This is a genomic window from Haladaptatus sp. CMAA 1909 (genome assembly GCF_043952005.1).
In the GTDB taxonomy this organism is placed as follows: domain Archaea; phylum Halobacteriota; class Halobacteria; order Halobacteriales; family Haladaptataceae; genus Haladaptatus.
The window spans coordinates 87,508-103,983 of sequence record NZ_JBIOAV010000006.1; the positions used below are offsets into that span (position 1 = coordinate 87,508).

Genomic DNA, 16,476 nt, shown 5'->3' on the forward strand with positions numbered 1-16,476 from the left:
AGGTACTTTTGAAACCATCGACGAATCTCTTTAGATGAAGAGGTGACAAATTCGACTTAATGCCCGATCCTGAGTCAGACACGGTGCAACTACAATTCGACAAGGGGAATCTCGTGAAGCGGTCTTCGGAGGATGAGACAGCAAGTGACGAAAACACCGCTAATCCAATCACGCCAGGCGAGCGAACGGGGTTTGCCGTTGAAGTGAAAGATAACGCCATCGAGGTGAATTCCACACTTTCGGAAGTCATTACGGCGCATGGTCGTACTCTCGATTTTGGATCAAGGGCTCAGGCCGGTGCGTACGCAAGTCAGCTGTCGACAGGCGATGGGTCACTGCGGATTCAAGCTGCACCGGCAAATGACCCGCGCGATGTGAATGCCTATTTTCTTGCTGATCACACGCCATCGATTACGGAACCGGCTAAAACAGATGGTGAGACGTGGACGTTCGATGTTGGTGCGAATCTCTACGGGGCACTTGGGGAGGCTATTTTGACGGGCGCACCGAAACCGCACGCTCTCTACTACTTCGTTCGGCAGGATTTGGAACTCGATGACGGTGAGTTAGCGTCCGGGCTAGCTCTTGAGGTTGAGAGAGGCAGACCGATCTCGGTTGACCATCCAGACGGGGAAAAACGATGGACACCGGACTGTGTCGTTCGGGCAAAGAATGGGTGGGATGGGCGTGTGCTAGCGAGGTATTACTGTGAGATCAAAACAGGAAATGCGTCGTTCGAGCGGTCGCAGGGTGTGGTGATGGAGGAATTGGCAGCCCAAGAGCGAGTGCTGAAGATTCGGGTGACGATTGATGAGTTGCCCGAGCAGTATTCGCTCCGAATTCAGGAGGTGACGCCTGCAGAATAACTTTTGCAGCAGAGTAAGTCGATATGGGGGTTAACTCCGAGTACACCAATTCTCGAAGGCGGTTTCGAATTCGTTGAAAAGATTTCGATGAAAATCACCGATGTACGGCAGTGGGTACTCTAAATCAGAGTCGGGCGCATGAGCGAGATAGTCACCGGAACTATCGAGATTACCTTTTGAAGTTGCCTCGAAATGTTCCTTGTTAAAGAGTAAATGGTACTTGTCCTGCCCATCCATTGATTCCTGTTGTTCGATCGATAGGCACCAATAATCACCGTGCTGAAAGTCGTTTCTCAGTCCCCAGAGAAAGGTACCTCGTCGGACGTACTCCGGTGTTCCTTTGTTGTCCCGGGCTGGTAAAAAGTAGCCTTTGTGGATGTTCTCGGTCAGACGGTTACTGAGAATGGTTCGGATCTGTTCGTTGTAGGAATAGAGCGACGAGAGATAATTATGAGTGCGTCGATAAACTTCATTTCGTACGTCTGTCTTTGCTGCAGACTCTGGGACACTGATGAGTCCAGTCGTCGTAATGTCATCACAGACCTCATCAAGTCTGGCGAAATTGCCGTGGACAATATATGCAGATGAGCGAACGCGAGTCAGATCACGGTCTGCAATTGGCTTCGATGGACCATCAGTATGACCGAGTAATTGGTCTATCGTGTTCGTCGAACCACTACCGGTCATGAAAAGACGTGACGCTATTCGTCCGCAGTGTCGCCAGCCATCTTCGCTGCAGCTTCACGGTCTTTTCGGAGTTGTTCTTCCGATTGGCCCGTTGTTTCGGCCAATTGTTCGACCGTGAGTATCTGTTCCAGCGCCATGTTCGTATGTATCTCTAGTTGGTAGAGACGGTTATAAGTTTGCACTTGGCAGCTGTGAGCGGCTATTCCCCGATTGATAACTGCGAACGGGAGTTCTCAGTCCCAGTTATTGGTGAATGGTAGAGTGATGGGACGGTTGTCGGTTTAGGTAGTCAAGAAAGCGATCAGGGGTTGCAAGATTGCCGGAGGTTAGGATAAAATACTAACACCGACATCACCATCGTGCTAAGAAGAGAGACCGAGCGACGGCCAGGCAAGTATACCTGATGAAGACGAGAAGAGGGAGGCAAGTTCGTACAGGAACAGAAGCCAGCGGAAGTACTTGCGGTCATGTGGCCGCTCGAACCCTACATGACGAGTGAGATCGCGGACGAACTTGGATGGTCCCGACGGTCGGCGTATAACGTTCTCACTCGGCTCCATGAGAGCGACGAAATTCGCAAGAAGCCAGAGGCGCGTCGAGTGATCTGGATTCGGATGGAATAGCAGTACTGCTGGATAATACACGTACGAGGCCACACAAGATGAGGCCGAATTGCTACTGATTGAGCGAGGAGAGAGGAATTGAGAAGCTATGTTCTATGCCCGTTGTTTTGGTCCTGTGCTTCGAGTTGGTGTTCGTGATCTTCGATTCCTGCTTTGTGTGCCTGGGTGTCGTCGGCATCACGATCTGATAGTTCTTGCAAGCGATGTTCTTGCCCGTATAGAACAACCGTATCGCCAGGGTTGATCTCGGTATCCGGCCCCGGTGCCCCGATATATGAGCCATCAGCACGATCGATCGCGAGCACACGGACCCCTTCGGCTGGGAGATCCAACTCGGCCAAGGTACCGCTAGTCAACCATTCGTCTGTTTCGGTATCGACCTCAGCAACCCGATAGTCCTCTTGGAGCCCGAGTACTTGGGTGTAATCTCGGAGTTCGAGATCAGTCGTCCGGCTAAGTGCTCGTTCGATAAGCGGAGTGGCAAGATGGTTGAGCCATTGACTTCGGGCGAGTAGGATCAGAAGGACTGCCCCACTGATGATATAGATGAGCCCAGTGAGATTTCCACCGCTCGCGTTCGTGAACGAGAGAACGAGTGAGGCGATGGCACTCACGAGACCGAGGCTTCCGAAGCGGATGAGTTGTTTGGCGATATGACGTCGTCCAGGTGTCGCGGTGATCACTTCTGATTCTTCGGTCGTAAATCCCGCGCCCGAAAATGCAGAGGCGGCTTGGAAGGATGCAATGTCGGGTGACACGCCGGTCATCCGAAGGGCAATTGAACCGATTCGAATGATCAGCAGGGCAAGTGCGAACGTGAGCAACAGTGAGAGGATTGGGTAAATGGCAGCCATACCCTCCGCCAATATACGTGCAGGAACTTTGACCTCATGGTCGATTGAACGGGTTGTTCATCACTCGAGAACGTGAGGTCTATGCGTAGCAACGAGCACAACACAGGATTAGCGTCGAAAGAGGCGATGAGCGGCTACAAATCGCGCGCTTGGACGGTTTTGCGGTCGTTCTCTTCGGCTCGTCGAGCAGCGTTCTCGAGAACGGAGGCGACTTCCTCGTCGAGTGCATCGTAGAAGTCACTCGCCACATTGTGTCCTTCGAGCTGTTCTTTCACTGCGGATTTGACAATCAAATCAGCCATACAAGTTCTCAGACGGTAGAATACTACAAAAAGACAGCGGCAAAATAGTCGAGAATAGACGACTATGAGCCTAGGAAATACATTTCTCATCATCACCGTACAGTAGTAAGAAACGGTTTGAATGATTCACGCATACACGTCGATTCTCTTCGTAATGTAACGAGAGTAATCTTTATCGAGTATGAAAACAATTAGAATAAGAATGAAAATCGGTCCATTTCGCACCCGTCGTAAGAAATCGAAAGCCGAGAAAATCGTGAGAGCAGCCAAAGACCCGAAAAAATACGCCAAACGAAAGACGACAGGGAAAGTAAAGCGGAAGATTCGCAAGAAAACAGGCGTCTCGAAAGCGTCTGGAACCGCACGGAAGGTCAAGAATCCAAAGCAATATGCGAAACGCAAAGCAAAGTCGAAAGTGCGATCAACGGTGAAAAAGCTCCTCAAGTAGAGTCGTACTGAGTAGTTTATCGACTGGTATTGACTATCTGGATGACTCGGTCGTGTGTGCTTCTCTGGCCGTTGCCGTCGTCGTCGATTTACTCGTTTCTGTCGGCGTAGTGGTTGTCGATGAGGATGTCCGGCGGTGTTGTCGTCGTGGTAGTCGTGGTCGTTGTGGTCGTTGTGGTCGATAGAGCCCGCGTCGTCATGGTCCTCGGAACATCGGGTGAGAATCGAATTGTCGAGACGATTCGACGAGAGAACTCATCGGTGGTCATGAACCCGTCCAACACGGCCTCCGCATCTTTGGTCATCACCGAAATGCCCCCGATATCGTCACCATCCTCGTCTTGGAGGGTGACTCGGAGTTCGGATGGTGGGGAGAGTTCCAGGTGTATCAGTTCTCAAACGCAGGTTCGAATTCGGTGAATTGGTCGGTAGATGAGTTCTCCCGCTGGATAGTCAGTGAATGTATTCAGAGAAGACACGCATCTCAATACTTCGGAGATGTTTTCCGACGGTACTGGGTTGAATCCCGAGTTTCTCGGCGATATCTTCGTGGGTCGCCTCCCGAGGATTCTGATAATACCCCAAACGAATCGCGGTCTCTAACACGTCGTGTTGTCGGTCAGTCAGTTCTGCGAAGGGCCGGTTGAGGTGATGGCGATACGGTCCCATGGAGACGAGCTCCATCTCGATACCATCGGGTGGGGAAGACGGAGCGTTCACGAAGGCCTGCTCACGACCAACCATCGTAATTCGATATCCTCCGTCGTCGGTTATCTCGACCGGAAATTCGACGATGAAACCCTCGGTTTGTTGGCGCTCAACGAGGAGCTCAATGAGTGGAGATGAATCGACTCGGCAGTAACAGTAGCCAGATCCGTCTCCGGAGACTGCAAACTCGTGGACTGACTTCGCCGCTGCCATGATCGTTCGATACTGGTCAAGATCTCCTCTGATCTCAGTCAGCATGACAATCGTACCATCGTCCAGCGGTTCAACGGCATGAATGGCCTCGCATATAATTCGCTCATCTGTGCGCAATTGTTTTTCAAGCGGATGTAACGCTCCAGTTTCCGGCCGCATGATGACGGTCACAGATCGCATTGGGAAGAACCACGGTAGAGGCTGGAATAAAAGAGCGGTTCGTATACGTCAGCATAGAACAATGGACCCATAGAACATCTTCTTCTGTATGAGCGATACGACAAACCCTCCAACTCCTGATGGTGTTCCGTTTTTAGGCAACGGGATGGAATTCTCCCAGAACCCCTTTGAAGCGATAGAGCAGTGGGCACGTCTCGGTGATATTGTCCTGCTCACGTTTCCTGGTCGATCGATGTATTTGGTGACCGGTTCAGACTTGATCAATCAAGTTCTCGTTGAACGGTCCGATCAATTTACGATCGGACACGAGCAACGCATTGCTTTTCGTGGAGTTGAGGACAACGCCCTGACCGCAAATACTGGCAAGCGGTGGCGACGACTTCGACATGCCCTACATCCAGCATTCACGTGGGAAACCATCGCATCCTTTGGGCGGCAGATGGCCAAACAAACTGAAGAACACATTCAGAAATTGGATGAGGAGACAGTAGATCTCCATCGGGAAATGCGACTCGTTACATTGAGGATTCTAGGTAAGACACTCCTCGGTACAGATGTAGGCGGTAATCAGGATCTCATCATGGATGCCGCCGATGCATTGATCGAGCGAGCAGATCCGCGACGATTCGGCCAACTATTACCATCTTGGGTACCCACACCGACAGAGCGACGATTTGAGCGTCGAGTCGCACGCTTAGATGACTACGTGGAAGATGTGCTCAATAAGCAGCCAGCTGGGGAAAATGACGTTCGTTCGGTGTTGCTGGCCGCACACGACGACGGCAAGCTCACGATGTCGGAGGTAAAAGACAACCTGGTGGGATTATTGCTTGCGGGGCACGATTCTTCAGCGGTGACGCTCACCTACGCGTGGTACGAGTTGAGTCGTCATCCCGAGATCAGAAACGCACTGGTGAACGAAGTCGACGAAATTGTTGGCGATGGGCTTCCGGATGTGAGTGATTTTGAGAGCCTCAAGCGAGTTCGTCACGTCGTCAAGGAAACGCTTCGATTATATCCCCCGATTTGGTCGGTAAATCGGCAAGCGGTCGAACCGGTAACGCTGGGTGACTACGAGATTCCTGAAGATGCACAGCTAATGATTCCACAGTGGGTACTCCATCGTGATAACCGGTTCTGGAAAAATCCGGAGACATTTGATCCAAGCCGGTGGGAGGGTCCGAATACCCGTCCGGAATATGCCTATTTTCCATTCAGCGGTGGACCGCGTCACTGCATCGGAATGAGATTTGCCCGTCTTGAATTGACGATGGCGCTCGCCACGATGGTACGTCGCGTTTCACTCGAGGTCTCCACTGATGGTCCATTGGCGTTCCAGCCATCACTGACACTTCGCCCAACGGTCGAAATCAAAGCGACCGTCACTCAGCGGTAGATAGCTGTCATCGATTGCCGAGCTTTGTGACCGTCGGTACGTTCAGAGCATGACGAGCAGGGACGATTTGCGGAGCAAACGACTGACGTCGATATTCTTCAGGTGATTCGTGCGTCCGAGTTTCCGGTAGTGACCGCTCGGTGGGTCGCAGATACAGTTGCAATGGAGCGGCGGCCAGTGCATCAGCGGCTCGAGGAGCTGTATGAACGTGGTGAGTTGGAACGCGGGAAATTGAGTCCGCGAGTGGTTATCTGGTGGATTCCAGAAGAGTAAGATGGATTGCCACGCTCACAAAATATCCACAGACGAAGGCCCCGTTACAAGAAATAATGACTAACTTGTAATATCCGGACGCAGAAACCATCCATACACTCCATACTGATATCGTTGCAAGCGATACTGAGACAGAACCAGGCGTTCACTCTCCGGACGACGTTGAATCTGCGCTTGAGTACATTCGAGGACGTGGATTCTTCGGACAAGGACCGGAGACAATCCACGAAAAGGCCGCCCACTTGATGCGCCTCTTAGTCGCAAATCATCCCTACGTAGATGGGAACAAGCGAACGGCACTCAACACAGTGGAGCTGTTCTATCTCCTAAACGGCTACCACTTTGCGTACGAAGATGAGTCGATTCGGACTATCCTCAAGGAATTTGCGATCCAAGAGCAAGCCGTGAATATCGAACGCGTGATCGAGTATTGTCGAACGCATGCGGCTCCCGAAGACTAAATACCATGACGGACATATTTACCGCTAAGATGAGCTCGTACAGCACGACCGACTTCGAGGCCGAACGTGCCAGTCTCCGGAAGCAACTGCAAGCAGCGGAGACAGCACAGGAACGCCGTGAAGTGATGCGTGCGATGGCAGCGCTTGAGCGGAAAGAGCATGCCGAAACGTACGAGAAACTCGCAAAAGAGTAGAACTAACCTGAAGTGCCTTCGATATTTATTGTAGACATCTTATTGGAAAATTCTCCCGTTGACTAGTGAAGTCCCCATCTATGGTTGTTTGTCTGACTGTCTTATTTTTTAACAGTAGCACAAAGCATATACCGAACCCCACGAAGCCACTGGGTGTGGCGCGGTTGCCTCTGACACCCTGACTGGGTCTCGCGTGGGTCTGGCACCATCACTCCCGATCCACACGCCCTTTCCCTCGCCACCCCTCCTTCCTGCTTGCATGCGTGCCATAGTGTGCCCGAGCAGGACGGTTTGTTGAGCAAACGAGTGATGACGATATTCTTTGAGTGATTCGTGCGTCCGAGGTTTCGATAGTGACCGTTCGGTGAGTAGCAGATATAGTCGAGATGGAACGGCAGCCAGTGCAGCAGCGCCTCGAGGAGTTACATGAGCGAGGTGAGGAATCGTCGATGCAAATACTAGTCCGGAGTTCGTTCAATCGGTCGGCAGTCGGTTGTTTTTGCAGTCATTTAGTCGTCGAAAACTATTTGACGCCGAAAGACGCGATTACCGTCGATGACATTACCCCATACGAATCGGAGATCCAGAACGGCGACGTGGTAATAATTTACACAGAGTGGGACGATTACTACGGTCTCACCGACGAGTATCTCTTCGAATTCCCGTATTTAACTGCAGAGACGCACAGTATCTCGGGGAGCTGAACCCCAAGGCCGTGGGTACGGAGGGAACCAGTGTCTGCGGATGGGTTGATGAAACCGCGGGCCGAGTACTGACGTTGGCCCTGACGAGTCACATCTCCCACTTCTCGAAAACGATGTTATCCCCATCGAAGAGGTCCGCAATCTCGACCAGGTACTCAATGGCGCAGAGAGTCGTCGAGCATATTTCTTCTACCCACCGCTAAACTTCCACAGCACCAGTGGCTCGTCCGTTCGAGCATTCGCAATTTTATAACAGTACTGCTTCGTACCAACCCAATCTCATCGGCTTCGAGGGATCGGGTTCATCTTTCGTTTTTCGTCTAGTCTTCGCGCAAGCCCAATACGTCGAGAGTTCCCTGCTCAGCCCGTATCATCTCTGAATCCTCGTACTTCTTCCGGAGGCGGTCGAGCGTCCGATAATCGGCCCGTTGTTCTTCGGTCCACTCGGTCGCGAACGAGCCGTCCTCGATTTGCTGCATACACTCACGCATGTACTCTTGAAGGGGTCCGCGGTCGAAAGCCTCGATTCCCCGCAGTTGACCGTACTGGCTGGTTCGGGAATGGTGTGAGAGTTGCTCGATGATCCCTTGGGTAGCTGCTTTCTGGAAAATGTGGGCCATTTCACGGGAGAGCGACTGTTCGAGCATGATCACTTCTGGCGGAACGCCCGCTTCGAGTTCTACCTCGTATTTACTCATCATAGCGCTTACGAAGACCGGAAACAGTGCTTGTTCGGACATGAGGTCGGTCTTGGTCTCCACCTGGAAGCTGCTTTCGATGACTCCGGACCGTGTCGCACCGATGCCCTTTGCGACCGCGAGTCCCACTCGCTCTGCGTCGCCAGATGGGTTTTGATGGACCGCTAGCAGCGCTGGCGCCCCATGCCCCTCGATGTATAGCTCTCGGACCATCGTTCCGATCATTCGCGGTGCGACCAATATCACATCGAGGTCGTCATCAGGGTCGATGAAGCCGTAGGTGACATTGTAGCCGGAAGCAAAGGTTACTACGTCACCCGTATCGAGGTTGGGTCCTACATCGCTTTCGTACACTTCCGGTGCAACCTCATCCGGAAGAAGCATGAATACGATATCCGCTTTCGATGCAGCTTCCGAGACACGATACACAGGGAATCCGTCTTCTCGAGCGCGGCTCGACGAGTCGTCTTCTCGATTCCCCACGATTATCTCTTTGACACCGGAGTCGCGAAGATTCAGTGCTTGTGCGCGCCCCTGGTTTCCATATCCAAGTATCGCGACTGTTCGGGTTTCTAGGTATGAGAGGTCGGCGTCCGCATCGTCGTAAACAGTAGTGTCTTCCCGTGTCATGGTACGAAATGACAATGTATGCAGGCGTGGATATAACTTCCTACGTCTCGTGTTCAAATGCGTCGTCTCACTTCCCCGGGGGATAGGCTAAGGCTATTACAAGGGGGAGACCGAGGGTACCGCAAGTCGGTTGATCGTTCGTAGCTACTAGCACTACTGTTACCTGAAACTACGTTTAATCGACCGTGGAGGAAGAGTCAATTCCATATGCCTCCGTGATCACCACAATCGGTCCACCAAGCAAGAAGGTATAGGCGATGAGTGACTGCTCTCCCCGAAGATAACCTAGGCCACCAAATGCAGTGAGGAGGAACCCAAGCGAGATCAAATAGGCACGCGTGTCACGAACGTCGCCGATCGCTCCCACAAGAAACCAAAGACATGTTACTACCAGCAGGCCCATCAATTCGGGAGTGATTTGACTATCGAAATGGATCCCGATTCCAATAAACGAGAGGACGACTCCTACAGCGAGAACAAGCCGATGAAGATCGATTTGGATACCAAGTACGTCTACTGACGTCGCCATTACTATTTGTTAGAAAGATAAATATGTGAATATTATTGAACACGACTATTTCCACGTAGGAGCATGTGTGGATAGAGAATGGGATGGACTTTTCCGAGGAGTTGTTACGTTAATATATAATACTAATTTCGGCGTGCTCGATAGTGAACTCGGGTTTTCATCTGCCCACTCAAAGAGCTGCTAGTACGGTTGGGATCAAGCAGCTATCCGCACATCGACGGCGTGAGGAAGATGTGACCGGTTGAAGTCCTTCGGTCATTTCAGTGAGGACAGTCCGACTTTAGGGCAGGATACGCGTTTTGCGTCAACACATACCTTTTTCTTTTTATATGACGACTCTTGTTTGGGAAGTAGACCGCGCCATGGATGCATCCCATACGTAGTAGCGGCTAGCATCATCCACGCTACCCGCTTTTGACAGACACGTGCAGGCCATTAGTTCCTCAGTCACGTCGTCGATGGAGACTGTGTACTGGTGGTCTGCGGGGTTCTCGTTGATGATTTCTACAAATTGGAGCATCGAAAATACTTGAGGAGCAGGACCTACAACGGGGCGAAAAGAACAGTGTCGTTAAACGCGTATATCGGAGTGTGACCGTCGAAATCGACATTCACCTCGCTGCAGATGAGTTTGCCTTTGGGCAGATATTCCAAACAGTGCCTGCTTTGCGGATTGAGTTCGATCGCATCGTTCCGATGGGACGTGAAGACGAGTATCTTCCGTTCGTCTGGGTTGAAGCCACAGAAGCAGCACCGAACCCAGAAGCGATAGAAGAGGCGTTCACCGAGAGTCCGGATATCACAGAATTCGAATTGTTGACCGCTGCGAAGGAAAAGCGGCTATATCGTCTCCACTGGCAACCAACTGGCGTAAGCTTACTCGATGGCGTGCTTCAGACAGCAGGAACAATTGTTGAAGGGTATGGTGAACATGGTGAGTGGATGTTACGTCTTCGATTTGCCACCCAAGAAGACCTTTCTCAGTTTGACACCTACTGTACTGACCACGATATCAACTTTACTCTCGACAGAATGATGGATGTGAACCCACCAGGAGACTCACATCTTGATCTCACGCCTGAGCAACTGGACGCACTCCGGATTGCGTATAATCATGGTTATTATGAGATTCCACGAGGGATCAACCAAGAAGAAATCAGTACTCTTCTCGGAGTTAGCCACCAAGCTGCCTCTGAGCGACTCCGTCGGGCAAATAAGATGATTATCGAACAGTCGCTCGGACCATTATTGGACATCGAAACAGCAGAAAATGATTGACTGTTCGAATTTCGGTACATCATCTGGCAAGCTGTGGTTGTTTCGATTCTAGTTGACGACATCAGTATTATGGGTCGTCATGATCGATCGAACCAGCCGCGCACTTGCTCAGTGTTCGCTGGGCACATCAAAGAACATCGTTTGGCGTGACATGAATAGAAGAGATGAGTAGGTTAGCAGCAGTCGGTGAGTGCGCCCTTCTGGGTGGCTTCCGCGCCATAGTCCTCACATTTCTAGTAGTTATGGTCGACGATGCCGTACGTGTCGTAGCCAGTGTATGGGCTACTGAGATGCTCGTCGTCCGATAGGAATGTGTCGAACGTCACGTCGTCGGTGGAGACCACGAATTGGCAGACTTATTATCAACTATATGTAGAATCAAAATCTATGACATCTTCCGACAGATGTGAAGATTAGTCAGAGACGTTGATCTAACTCAACGAATCGAAGCTGCTCGCCAGTTGGTATCAATGGAGCGTTTGAGCGTACGATATCTCTGATCCGATGACTCTCTAAGAGTTAGTGGCGTCCGCACTCGAAGGCACCGCGTACTGGGGTGCACGGAATCTGCTGACGAACGGGCCGCGCCACTACATCGTCGAAAGCGATCTTAGTAAAACTCTCACGGTGCTGGAACTGAATCATGAAACGCCAGGAAAACAGAGCTGGCAAACGGACGAACACCTCGAACCGCGCGACATACTCGGCAATACGACGCAAAACCACTGTAACCGGCAGTTGGATTTTTGTGTGATTTTCTTGATTACGCGTCAAATTTCGAGCATAAATACTTTAGTTTAGGCATCATCGATTCGGAGATAGAATGGACGATAACAATGCACACAGCAGACGACGGATCCTGAAAGCAACTGGCGCGGCGGCAGTCGCGTCGACAATACCATTCAGCGGCACCGCGAGTGCGGGTAAGGGGAAGATCGATAGTGCGTTCGACCTCACGACGGGTGCACTACAACAATCCCTCGTCGTGTTCGACAGCAACGACTACGTTGACCGGTTGGGCACGCTAAATCTAGAGAACGGCTATCACAAGTTCGAGGTGCTCCCCATCGGCTATACCGAGCTCTCGGTCGGGCAGTTGGAGACGGTCGCCAGCTGGGATTCAGTTCGATACGTCCAAAAGAACGTTGAACTCGACTACTATAATGACGACACACGGGAGGTGACGCAGGTTTCCGAAGTCCAGTCGAGCGGCTACACGGGGGACAGCGTTCACACCACAGTTATCGACTCAGGTGTGGACGGCGACCATCCCGACCTCGATTCCGGCCTCGTTGCAAATTGGCGATGGGCGGGTAACCCACTCGGCTCACCGACGCTGTGGGTCCGTGCTGGCGATCTGGACACCGACGACAACGGACACGGAACACACTGTTCCGGTACTGTCGCAGGTGACGGCACGCAGAGCGACGGACAGTACAGAGGAATGGCACCGGACGCCGACCTCACGGTTTACTCGGCGGGGCTGACCCTGCTCATCGTCAAACCGGTCGCGGCGTACGACCATCTGCTCGCACGCCAGCAGGCGGGTGAAACCGACATCTCCATCGTTTCGAACTCTTACGGCTCCTCGAACGGCGAAGATTTCAACCCGGACGACGCGCTCAACGTCGCTACCTGGGAAGCGTGGACGCAGGGACTCCTGCCGGTGTTCGCGGCGGGGAACTCCGGTCCGAGCACGAACACGCTTAACCAGTACGCCAAGGCACCAAACGTGCTCGGCGTCGCCGCGACGAAGGACGATAAGTCGGTCACGGACTTCTCCTCGCGCGGGCGGAAACAGAGTGCCAACTCGAGCAACTGGGACCGCAAGGCGGCCCTCGACAACTTGGAGCAGTATCGAAACGGTGGCTCACCGTCCGGTCCACTCGGCGTCTACCGCCCCGGCGTCGGTGCACCCGGCAACGCCATCGTCAGTACGATGGACCCGACCGACCCGCTCAACGTTTCGGGCGGCGACACAGACCTGTGGTATGCCAGTATCAGCGGAACGAGCATGGCCTGTCCGGCAGTGGCCGGAATCGCCACCCTCGTCGTCGATGCCTACCAGCAGAACAACAGCGGGTCGCCGACGCCCGCCGAACTCCTGAACACTGTCTCAGCGGAAGCCGAGGACGGCTTTAATAGCTACACGCCGTGGAACGTCGGTTCCGGATTCGTGAACGCCCAGTCCGCCGTGATCCGTGCGGAGAACGGAAACATGGGAACGTACAGCGACGTAAGTCTCACAAACTACTGAACGGTTCGACGTCACCCAAATTGGTGTGACTATTTTTGTCGATTGCCATAATCGGGTGAAGTGACCTCTTCAGACGTAGAGGAGATGTGTGGTAACTGTGGCGAACAGATGCTTGACGTCTATCTCGAAAATAGGCTCTGTTCGAACTGTCAGGACGAGACGGACTGTTAGCACCCGATAGAGTGGTCACCTCGCGAGATCGTGGACGAGCTGAATTGGTCGCGATGGTTGGCCTATAACGTTCTTAGCCGCTTCCATGAAAACGGCGAAATTCGCAAGAAAAAGCCCGAGGCGCGCCGGGTGATTTGGATTCGAATGAAATAGCGGTCAGTTCTTAGAGAAGTGCATTCTATATAGTGGCAAAAATCAGGCCACGTTGCAGCGATGACCAGCTACAAATCGCGCGCTTGGACGGTTTTGCGGTCGTTCTCTTCGGCTCGTCGAGCGGCGTTGTCGAGGACTGCTACGACTTCCTCATCGAGTGCATCGTAGAAGTCACTCGCCACATTGTGTCCTTCGAGCTGTTCTTTTACTGCCGCTTTGACAATCAAATCGCCCATACAAGCATTCAGATGATATAATACTACAAAAGAACAGTGGCAGAATAGTCGAGAAAGGACCAGTAATTCGGATCACTGATGACGATATTCTTCGGGTGATTCGTGAGTCCGAGTTTCCGGCGGTGACCGCTCGGTGGGTCGCAGATACGGTTGGGATGGAGCGACGGCCAGTGCAGCAGCGACTCGAGGAGCGACATGAGCAGGGTACGTTGGAACGTGGGAAATTGAGTCCGCGGGTGGTTATTTGGTGGATTCCAGGAGGGTGGAGAGTAAATTAGCGTACTTCTCATGAGAACAGTCATCAGCTCGGATGTAGTGGAGTCACTGCTGATCGATCCATCAGGTCCCAGACCACAAAGTCTAATATGGCACTATCTCGTAGTACGGTACATGCCCGTGAATGAAGATGCGCAGCGTCGGATGAACAAGGACGTCCGAGAAAACTCTGCATTGTATGCAGCGCTCGCTGACGCTGACGACGAATAACTACTTCTTCGCGTATTCTAGTACATCGTCAAAATAGCGCCGCCAGACGTCATAGAGCGGATCTTTCTGATAAATATCTGCAAGAGTAATTGTTGGTAGTTCACCTCGAACAGTGTGCGATTCGTCTCTCACTTGGCGAGTTCGTTCTGGATCCCAGTCACCCGGAGGAAGATCGTTTTCGGCCATAATCTCACGAAGGATAACGACACCCGTTCGGTGATTTGCATCCGGGAAAAAGTGCTTACCGACGAACGCTTGCATCCACAAAGCGCATTGGTCGTGGAGTGGTTCGTCGTATGGAAATCGTTGCAGGAGTTTTTTGATATCCCCATTTCTCACGACCCAAATATCATGCCGAAGTCGATGATCAAGAATTCCTTGTCCAACGCGATACTCCATCCCATCCTGTTCCAGGAAATGCGTATTTTGGAGCTTGATGTCCTCCGGGTTGAGAAAGGAGAGATCCTCTATCTTGGTGGGGGAGTTATCGGGGGACACAAGCTGTCTTTTATTGGTATTGGGTCAAAGAGCTTTCCCAGTGGCGGTGGAGATCAAGAGTTTCGAGCCATCTGTTCTACCGACAGGTTGTCTCTATCATCGTACCTGCTACCACCTCGAAAGGAGAAAGCCTTTGTTGAGTGCGTGGTGATACCGTTCATGCCTTGGTAGCTCAGGCTGGCAGAGCAACTCCTTTGTAAGGAGTTAGTCGAGAGTTCAAATCTCTCCCGAGGCTTTTGTTCCCAATTTCTTCCTACAAGCACTACGATTAGATTCGTATCACACGATACGAATCAGAGTTTCTAAAGCAAGAATAAGTGGAAGGGGAACGACTCTGTCACTCGCCAACTGGTAGCATCGAATGCGACTGGTTATCGACAACGGATTCATCGATCGATAGTTTTCCAGCTCCGATCGACACGAGGGCCAAGGAAACCAGGCACAGTACAATAGTGAGTTCCGAGTCAGAGAATCCTTCTGGAAGATGAACCAGCAACGTCGCGGCGAACATATTAATTGCAACTGCAAATGCGGCAAACCGGGTGAGGAAACCCACCAAGAGACAGAGACCACCAACAAGTTCAACGAGTGCAACAATCCATGCAACGACAGATGGTGCGGGAACACCGAGACTGGTGAGAAATCCCGTAAACTGAGGTATCGACATCGCGGCTGGGCCGATCGAAAACAGTTTTCCAATACCGTGGACGATCATGATGCTGCCAACAGCTAGGCGAATCAGAAGCGTACCAATCGAGAGATTGATGGACATAATTAGAATCTGACGAACGAAAAGAAATAAGTTCCTGATGCAGAGAAATATTCCGGCTACTTCCCTTTTCAAGTATTATTCAATCGTGTTACTTTAGGAAAAGCGTAGTAGACCAGCTGTGATTTGAATATATCCTGTTGATAGATACAAAGATCGAGGTTGTATTTCATTGCACCTGCCGTTCGTCACACTCGAGTTGAGATATTCTACTCAATTGCACGAGCAGAAGTCCAGGAAAATGCGCAGCCGCGACGTCCGCCGCGTGTGTTTTCGCTCGCTCGAGCAGGTTGCGCTCAGTCGTCGGTGTGGCGTCACGTTCGGTCGAACCAACCGCACACTCGGTCAGCGTTGTTTGGCGAGACATAAATGGAAGCGGTGAGTGGGTTAACAGCAGTCGGTGAGAAGGTCCTTCCGGGTGGCTTCCGCGCCACAGTTTTCACACTGCCAGTAGGTGTGATCGACGGTGCCGTACTTGTCGTAGCCGGTGTACGGGCCACTGAGTCGCTCGTCTTCGTTGTCCTCCGATGAGAAGGCGTCGAGCGTGCCGTCGTCGGTTGCGTTTTCGACGGCGGCCATGGATTTGCAAAAGGCGTTCCGGTGGACGTGGTGCGGGCACGTGCAGGCCATCAGTTGTGAGTCACGTCGTCGATGGAGACCGTGTATTGGTGTTCAGTGGGACTCTCGTGGCTCTCGTTGGTGACGCCGATGAGTCCAGAGGCATTGATGTCGAAGGAAAATTGTTCGGCCTATGCGCGTTTCTGTGCCGTCTTGTCAATTTGTTCTTGAATTAAAGTCAGCAGTGATGGTGCAGAGTATTTTCCCTATGAAAAATGAGCTGGTGATTTCCCAAGAGGGTTATC

General features: G+C 52.0%; 19 protein-coding genes and 1 tRNA gene. 9 read left to right on the top strand and 11 right to left on the bottom strand.

The features are described from left to right. Positions 1-59 precede the first annotated feature (59 nt). Positions 60-866 carry a hypothetical protein gene (locus ACGYLY_RS27435; RefSeq protein ID WP_395286001.1) on the top strand — a complete coding sequence of 269 codons (807 nt, stop codon included), beginning with the start codon at positions 60-62 and terminating at the stop codon, positions 864-866. Between the two features lie 30 nt (positions 867-896). Here the strand turns inward: ACGYLY_RS27435 and ACGYLY_RS27440 are convergent, their stop codons facing one another. From ACGYLY_RS27440 to ACGYLY_RS27450, 3 genes are all read right to left on the bottom strand, one after another. Beyond that, positions 897-1,553: a hypothetical protein gene (locus ACGYLY_RS27440; RefSeq protein ID WP_395286000.1), complete on the bottom strand. Its 657-nt coding sequence runs from the start codon at positions 1,551-1,553 to the stop codon at positions 897-899. A 709-nt stretch (positions 1,554-2,262) separates the two neighbouring features. Beyond that, positions 2,263-3,030 (bottom strand): TrkA C-terminal domain-containing protein, encoded by a 768-nt coding sequence (locus tag ACGYLY_RS27445; protein ID WP_395285998.1) that lies wholly within the window; start codon positions 3,028-3,030, stop codon positions 2,263-2,265. Positions 3,031-3,164: 134 nt separating this feature from the next. Beyond that, positions 3,165-3,332, bottom strand: coding sequence for a DUF1931 domain-containing protein (locus ACGYLY_RS27450; protein ID WP_395285997.1), 168 nt, complete (start codon positions 3,330-3,332; stop codon positions 3,165-3,167). Positions 3,333-3,534: 202 nt separating this feature from the next. Here ACGYLY_RS27450 and ACGYLY_RS27455 point away from each other — a divergent pair, with 202 nt between their 5' ends. Next, on the top strand, positions 3,535-3,780 hold the full coding sequence (locus ACGYLY_RS27455) for a hypothetical protein (protein ID WP_395285996.1): 246 nt from the start codon (positions 3,535-3,537) through the stop codon (positions 3,778-3,780). Between the two features lie 88 nt (positions 3,781-3,868). Here ACGYLY_RS27455 and ACGYLY_RS27460 read toward each other — a convergent pair whose 3' ends face one another. Beyond that, on the bottom strand, positions 3,869-4,084 hold the full coding sequence (locus tag ACGYLY_RS27460; protein WP_395285995.1) for a hypothetical protein: 216 nt from the start codon (positions 4,082-4,084) through the stop codon (positions 3,869-3,871). Between the two features lie 148 nt (positions 4,085-4,232). Next, positions 4,233-4,880 carry a helix-turn-helix domain-containing protein gene (locus tag ACGYLY_RS27465; RefSeq protein WP_395285994.1) on the bottom strand — a complete coding sequence of 216 codons (648 nt, stop codon included), beginning with the start codon at positions 4,878-4,880 and terminating at the stop codon, positions 4,233-4,235. Between the two features lie 88 nt (positions 4,881-4,968). Between ACGYLY_RS27465 and ACGYLY_RS27470 the strand changes: the two genes are divergently transcribed. The 4 genes from ACGYLY_RS27470 to ACGYLY_RS27485 all read left to right on the top strand — a co-directional run bounded on the left by ACGYLY_RS27470 (position 4,969) and on the right by ACGYLY_RS27485 (position 7,908). Then, positions 4,969-6,276, top strand: a complete 1,308-nt coding sequence (locus tag ACGYLY_RS27470; protein WP_395285993.1) for a cytochrome P450 — start codon at positions 4,969-4,971, stop codon at positions 6,274-6,276. A 362-nt stretch (positions 6,277-6,638) separates the two neighbouring features. Continuing rightward, the gene (locus ACGYLY_RS27475; RefSeq protein WP_395286019.1) at positions 6,639-7,010 is read left to right on the top strand and encodes a type II toxin-antitoxin system death-on-curing family toxin; all 372 of its coding nucleotides are present in this window, start codon (positions 6,639-6,641) and stop codon (positions 7,008-7,010) included. Between the two features lie 29 nt (positions 7,011-7,039). Beyond that, positions 7,040-7,204 (top strand): hypothetical protein, encoded by a 165-nt coding sequence (locus ACGYLY_RS27480; RefSeq protein ID WP_395285992.1) that lies wholly within the window; start codon positions 7,040-7,042, stop codon positions 7,202-7,204. Between the two features lie 449 nt (positions 7,205-7,653). Then, positions 7,654-7,908, top strand: coding sequence for a cyclase family protein (locus ACGYLY_RS27485; protein ID WP_395285991.1), 255 nt, complete (start codon positions 7,654-7,656; stop codon positions 7,906-7,908). A 320-nt stretch (positions 7,909-8,228) separates the two neighbouring features. Here the strand turns inward: ACGYLY_RS27485 and ilvC are convergent, their stop codons facing one another. Both ilvC and ACGYLY_RS27495 read right to left on the bottom strand, forming a co-directional pair. Beyond that, positions 8,229-9,236 carry a ketol-acid reductoisomerase gene (gene ilvC, locus ACGYLY_RS27490; protein WP_395285990.1) on the bottom strand — a complete coding sequence of 336 codons (1,008 nt, stop codon included), beginning with the start codon at positions 9,234-9,236 and terminating at the stop codon, positions 8,229-8,231. Between the two features lie 175 nt (positions 9,237-9,411). After that, positions 9,412-9,765 (bottom strand): hypothetical protein, encoded by a 354-nt coding sequence (locus ACGYLY_RS27495; RefSeq protein WP_395285989.1) that lies wholly within the window; start codon positions 9,763-9,765, stop codon positions 9,412-9,414. Between the two features lie 591 nt (positions 9,766-10,356). Between ACGYLY_RS27495 and ACGYLY_RS27500 the strand changes: the two genes are divergently transcribed. Both ACGYLY_RS27500 and ACGYLY_RS27505 read left to right on the top strand, forming a co-directional pair. Beyond that, entirely contained in the window at positions 10,357-11,043 is a 687-nt protein-coding gene (locus ACGYLY_RS27500; protein ID WP_395285988.1) for a helix-turn-helix domain-containing protein, read from the top strand. Between the two features lie 823 nt (positions 11,044-11,866). Next, the gene (locus ACGYLY_RS27505) at positions 11,867-13,300 is read left to right on the top strand and encodes a S8 family serine peptidase (RefSeq protein WP_395285986.1); all 1,434 of its coding nucleotides are present in this window, start codon (positions 11,867-11,869) and stop codon (positions 13,298-13,300) included. 392 nt (positions 13,301-13,692) lie between these two features. Here the strand turns inward: ACGYLY_RS27505 and ACGYLY_RS27510 are convergent, their stop codons facing one another. Beyond that, entirely contained in the window at positions 13,693-13,860 is a 168-nt protein-coding gene (locus tag ACGYLY_RS27510) for a DUF1931 domain-containing protein (protein WP_395285985.1), read from the bottom strand. A gap of 486 nt (positions 13,861-14,346) precedes the next feature. Then, on the bottom strand, positions 14,347-14,844 hold the full coding sequence (locus ACGYLY_RS27515; RefSeq protein ID WP_395285984.1) for a hypothetical protein: 498 nt from the start codon (positions 14,842-14,844) through the stop codon (positions 14,347-14,349). 161 nt (positions 14,845-15,005) lie between these two features. Here ACGYLY_RS27515 and ACGYLY_RS27520 point away from each other — a divergent pair. Beyond that, positions 15,006-15,079: transfer RNA gene (locus ACGYLY_RS27520), tRNA-Thr, on the top strand. Positions 15,080-15,181: 102 nt separating this feature from the next. On the opposite strand, the gene ACGYLY_RS27525 is transcribed toward ACGYLY_RS27520, so the two are convergent. Next, a complete protein-coding gene (locus tag ACGYLY_RS27525) occupies positions 15,182-15,616 on the bottom strand; it encodes a DoxX family protein (RefSeq protein WP_395285983.1) in 435 nt (144 codons plus the stop codon). A 384-nt stretch (positions 15,617-16,000) separates the two neighbouring features. After that, on the bottom strand, positions 16,001-16,243 hold the full coding sequence (locus ACGYLY_RS27530; RefSeq protein WP_395285982.1) for a hypothetical protein: 243 nt from the start codon (positions 16,241-16,243) through the stop codon (positions 16,001-16,003). Between the last annotated feature and the right edge of the window lie 233 nt (positions 16,244-16,476).

Bases quoted from the DNA above. Each gene is read 5' to 3' on its own strand.
- ilvC (WP_395285990.1), bottom strand. From the start codon at position 9,236: ATGACACGGGAAGACACTACTGTTTACGACGATGCGGACGCCGACCTC.
- ACGYLY_RS27440 (WP_395286000.1), bottom strand. From the start codon at position 1,553: ATGACCGGTAGTGGTTCGACGAACACGATAGACCAATTACTCGGTCAT.
- ACGYLY_RS27525 (WP_395285983.1), bottom strand. From the start codon at position 15,616: ATGTCCATCAATCTCTCGATTGGTACGCTTCTGATTCGCCTAGCTGTT.
- ACGYLY_RS27470 (WP_395285993.1), top strand. From the start codon at position 4,969: ATGAGCGATACGACAAACCCTCCAACTCCTGATGGTGTTCCGTTTTTA.
- ACGYLY_RS27435 (WP_395286001.1), top strand. From the start codon at position 60: ATGCCCGATCCTGAGTCAGACACGGTGCAACTACAATTCGACAAGGGG.
- ACGYLY_RS27510 (WP_395285985.1), bottom strand. From the start codon at position 13,860: ATGGGCGATTTGATTGTCAAAGCGGCAGTAAAAGAACAGCTCGAAGGA.
- ACGYLY_RS27485 (WP_395285991.1), top strand. From the start codon at position 7,654: ATGCAAATACTAGTCCGGAGTTCGTTCAATCGGTCGGCAGTCGGTTGT.
- ACGYLY_RS27505 (WP_395285986.1), top strand. From the start codon at position 11,867: ATGGACGATAACAATGCACACAGCAGACGACGGATCCTGAAAGCAACT.
- ACGYLY_RS27445 (WP_395285998.1), bottom strand. From the start codon at position 3,030: ATGGCTGCCATTTACCCAATCCTCTCACTGTTGCTCACGTTCGCACTT.
- ACGYLY_RS27450 (WP_395285997.1), bottom strand. From the start codon at position 3,332: ATGGCTGATTTGATTGTCAAATCCGCAGTGAAAGAACAGCTCGAAGGA.
- ACGYLY_RS27480 (WP_395285992.1), top strand. From the start codon at position 7,040: ATGAGCTCGTACAGCACGACCGACTTCGAGGCCGAACGTGCCAGTCTC.
- ACGYLY_RS27495 (WP_395285989.1), bottom strand. From the start codon at position 9,765: ATGGCGACGTCAGTAGACGTACTTGGTATCCAAATCGATCTTCATCGG.
- ACGYLY_RS27465 (WP_395285994.1), bottom strand. From the start codon at position 4,880: ATGCGATCTGTGACCGTCATCATGCGGCCGGAAACTGGAGCGTTACAT.
- ACGYLY_RS27455 (WP_395285996.1), top strand. From the start codon at position 3,535: ATGAAAATCGGTCCATTTCGCACCCGTCGTAAGAAATCGAAAGCCGAG.
- ACGYLY_RS27460 (WP_395285995.1), bottom strand. From the start codon at position 4,084: ATGACCAAAGATGCGGAGGCCGTGTTGGACGGGTTCATGACCACCGAT.
- ACGYLY_RS27530 (WP_395285982.1), bottom strand. From the start codon at position 16,243: ATGGCCTGCACGTGCCCGCACCACGTCCACCGGAACGCCTTTTGCAAA.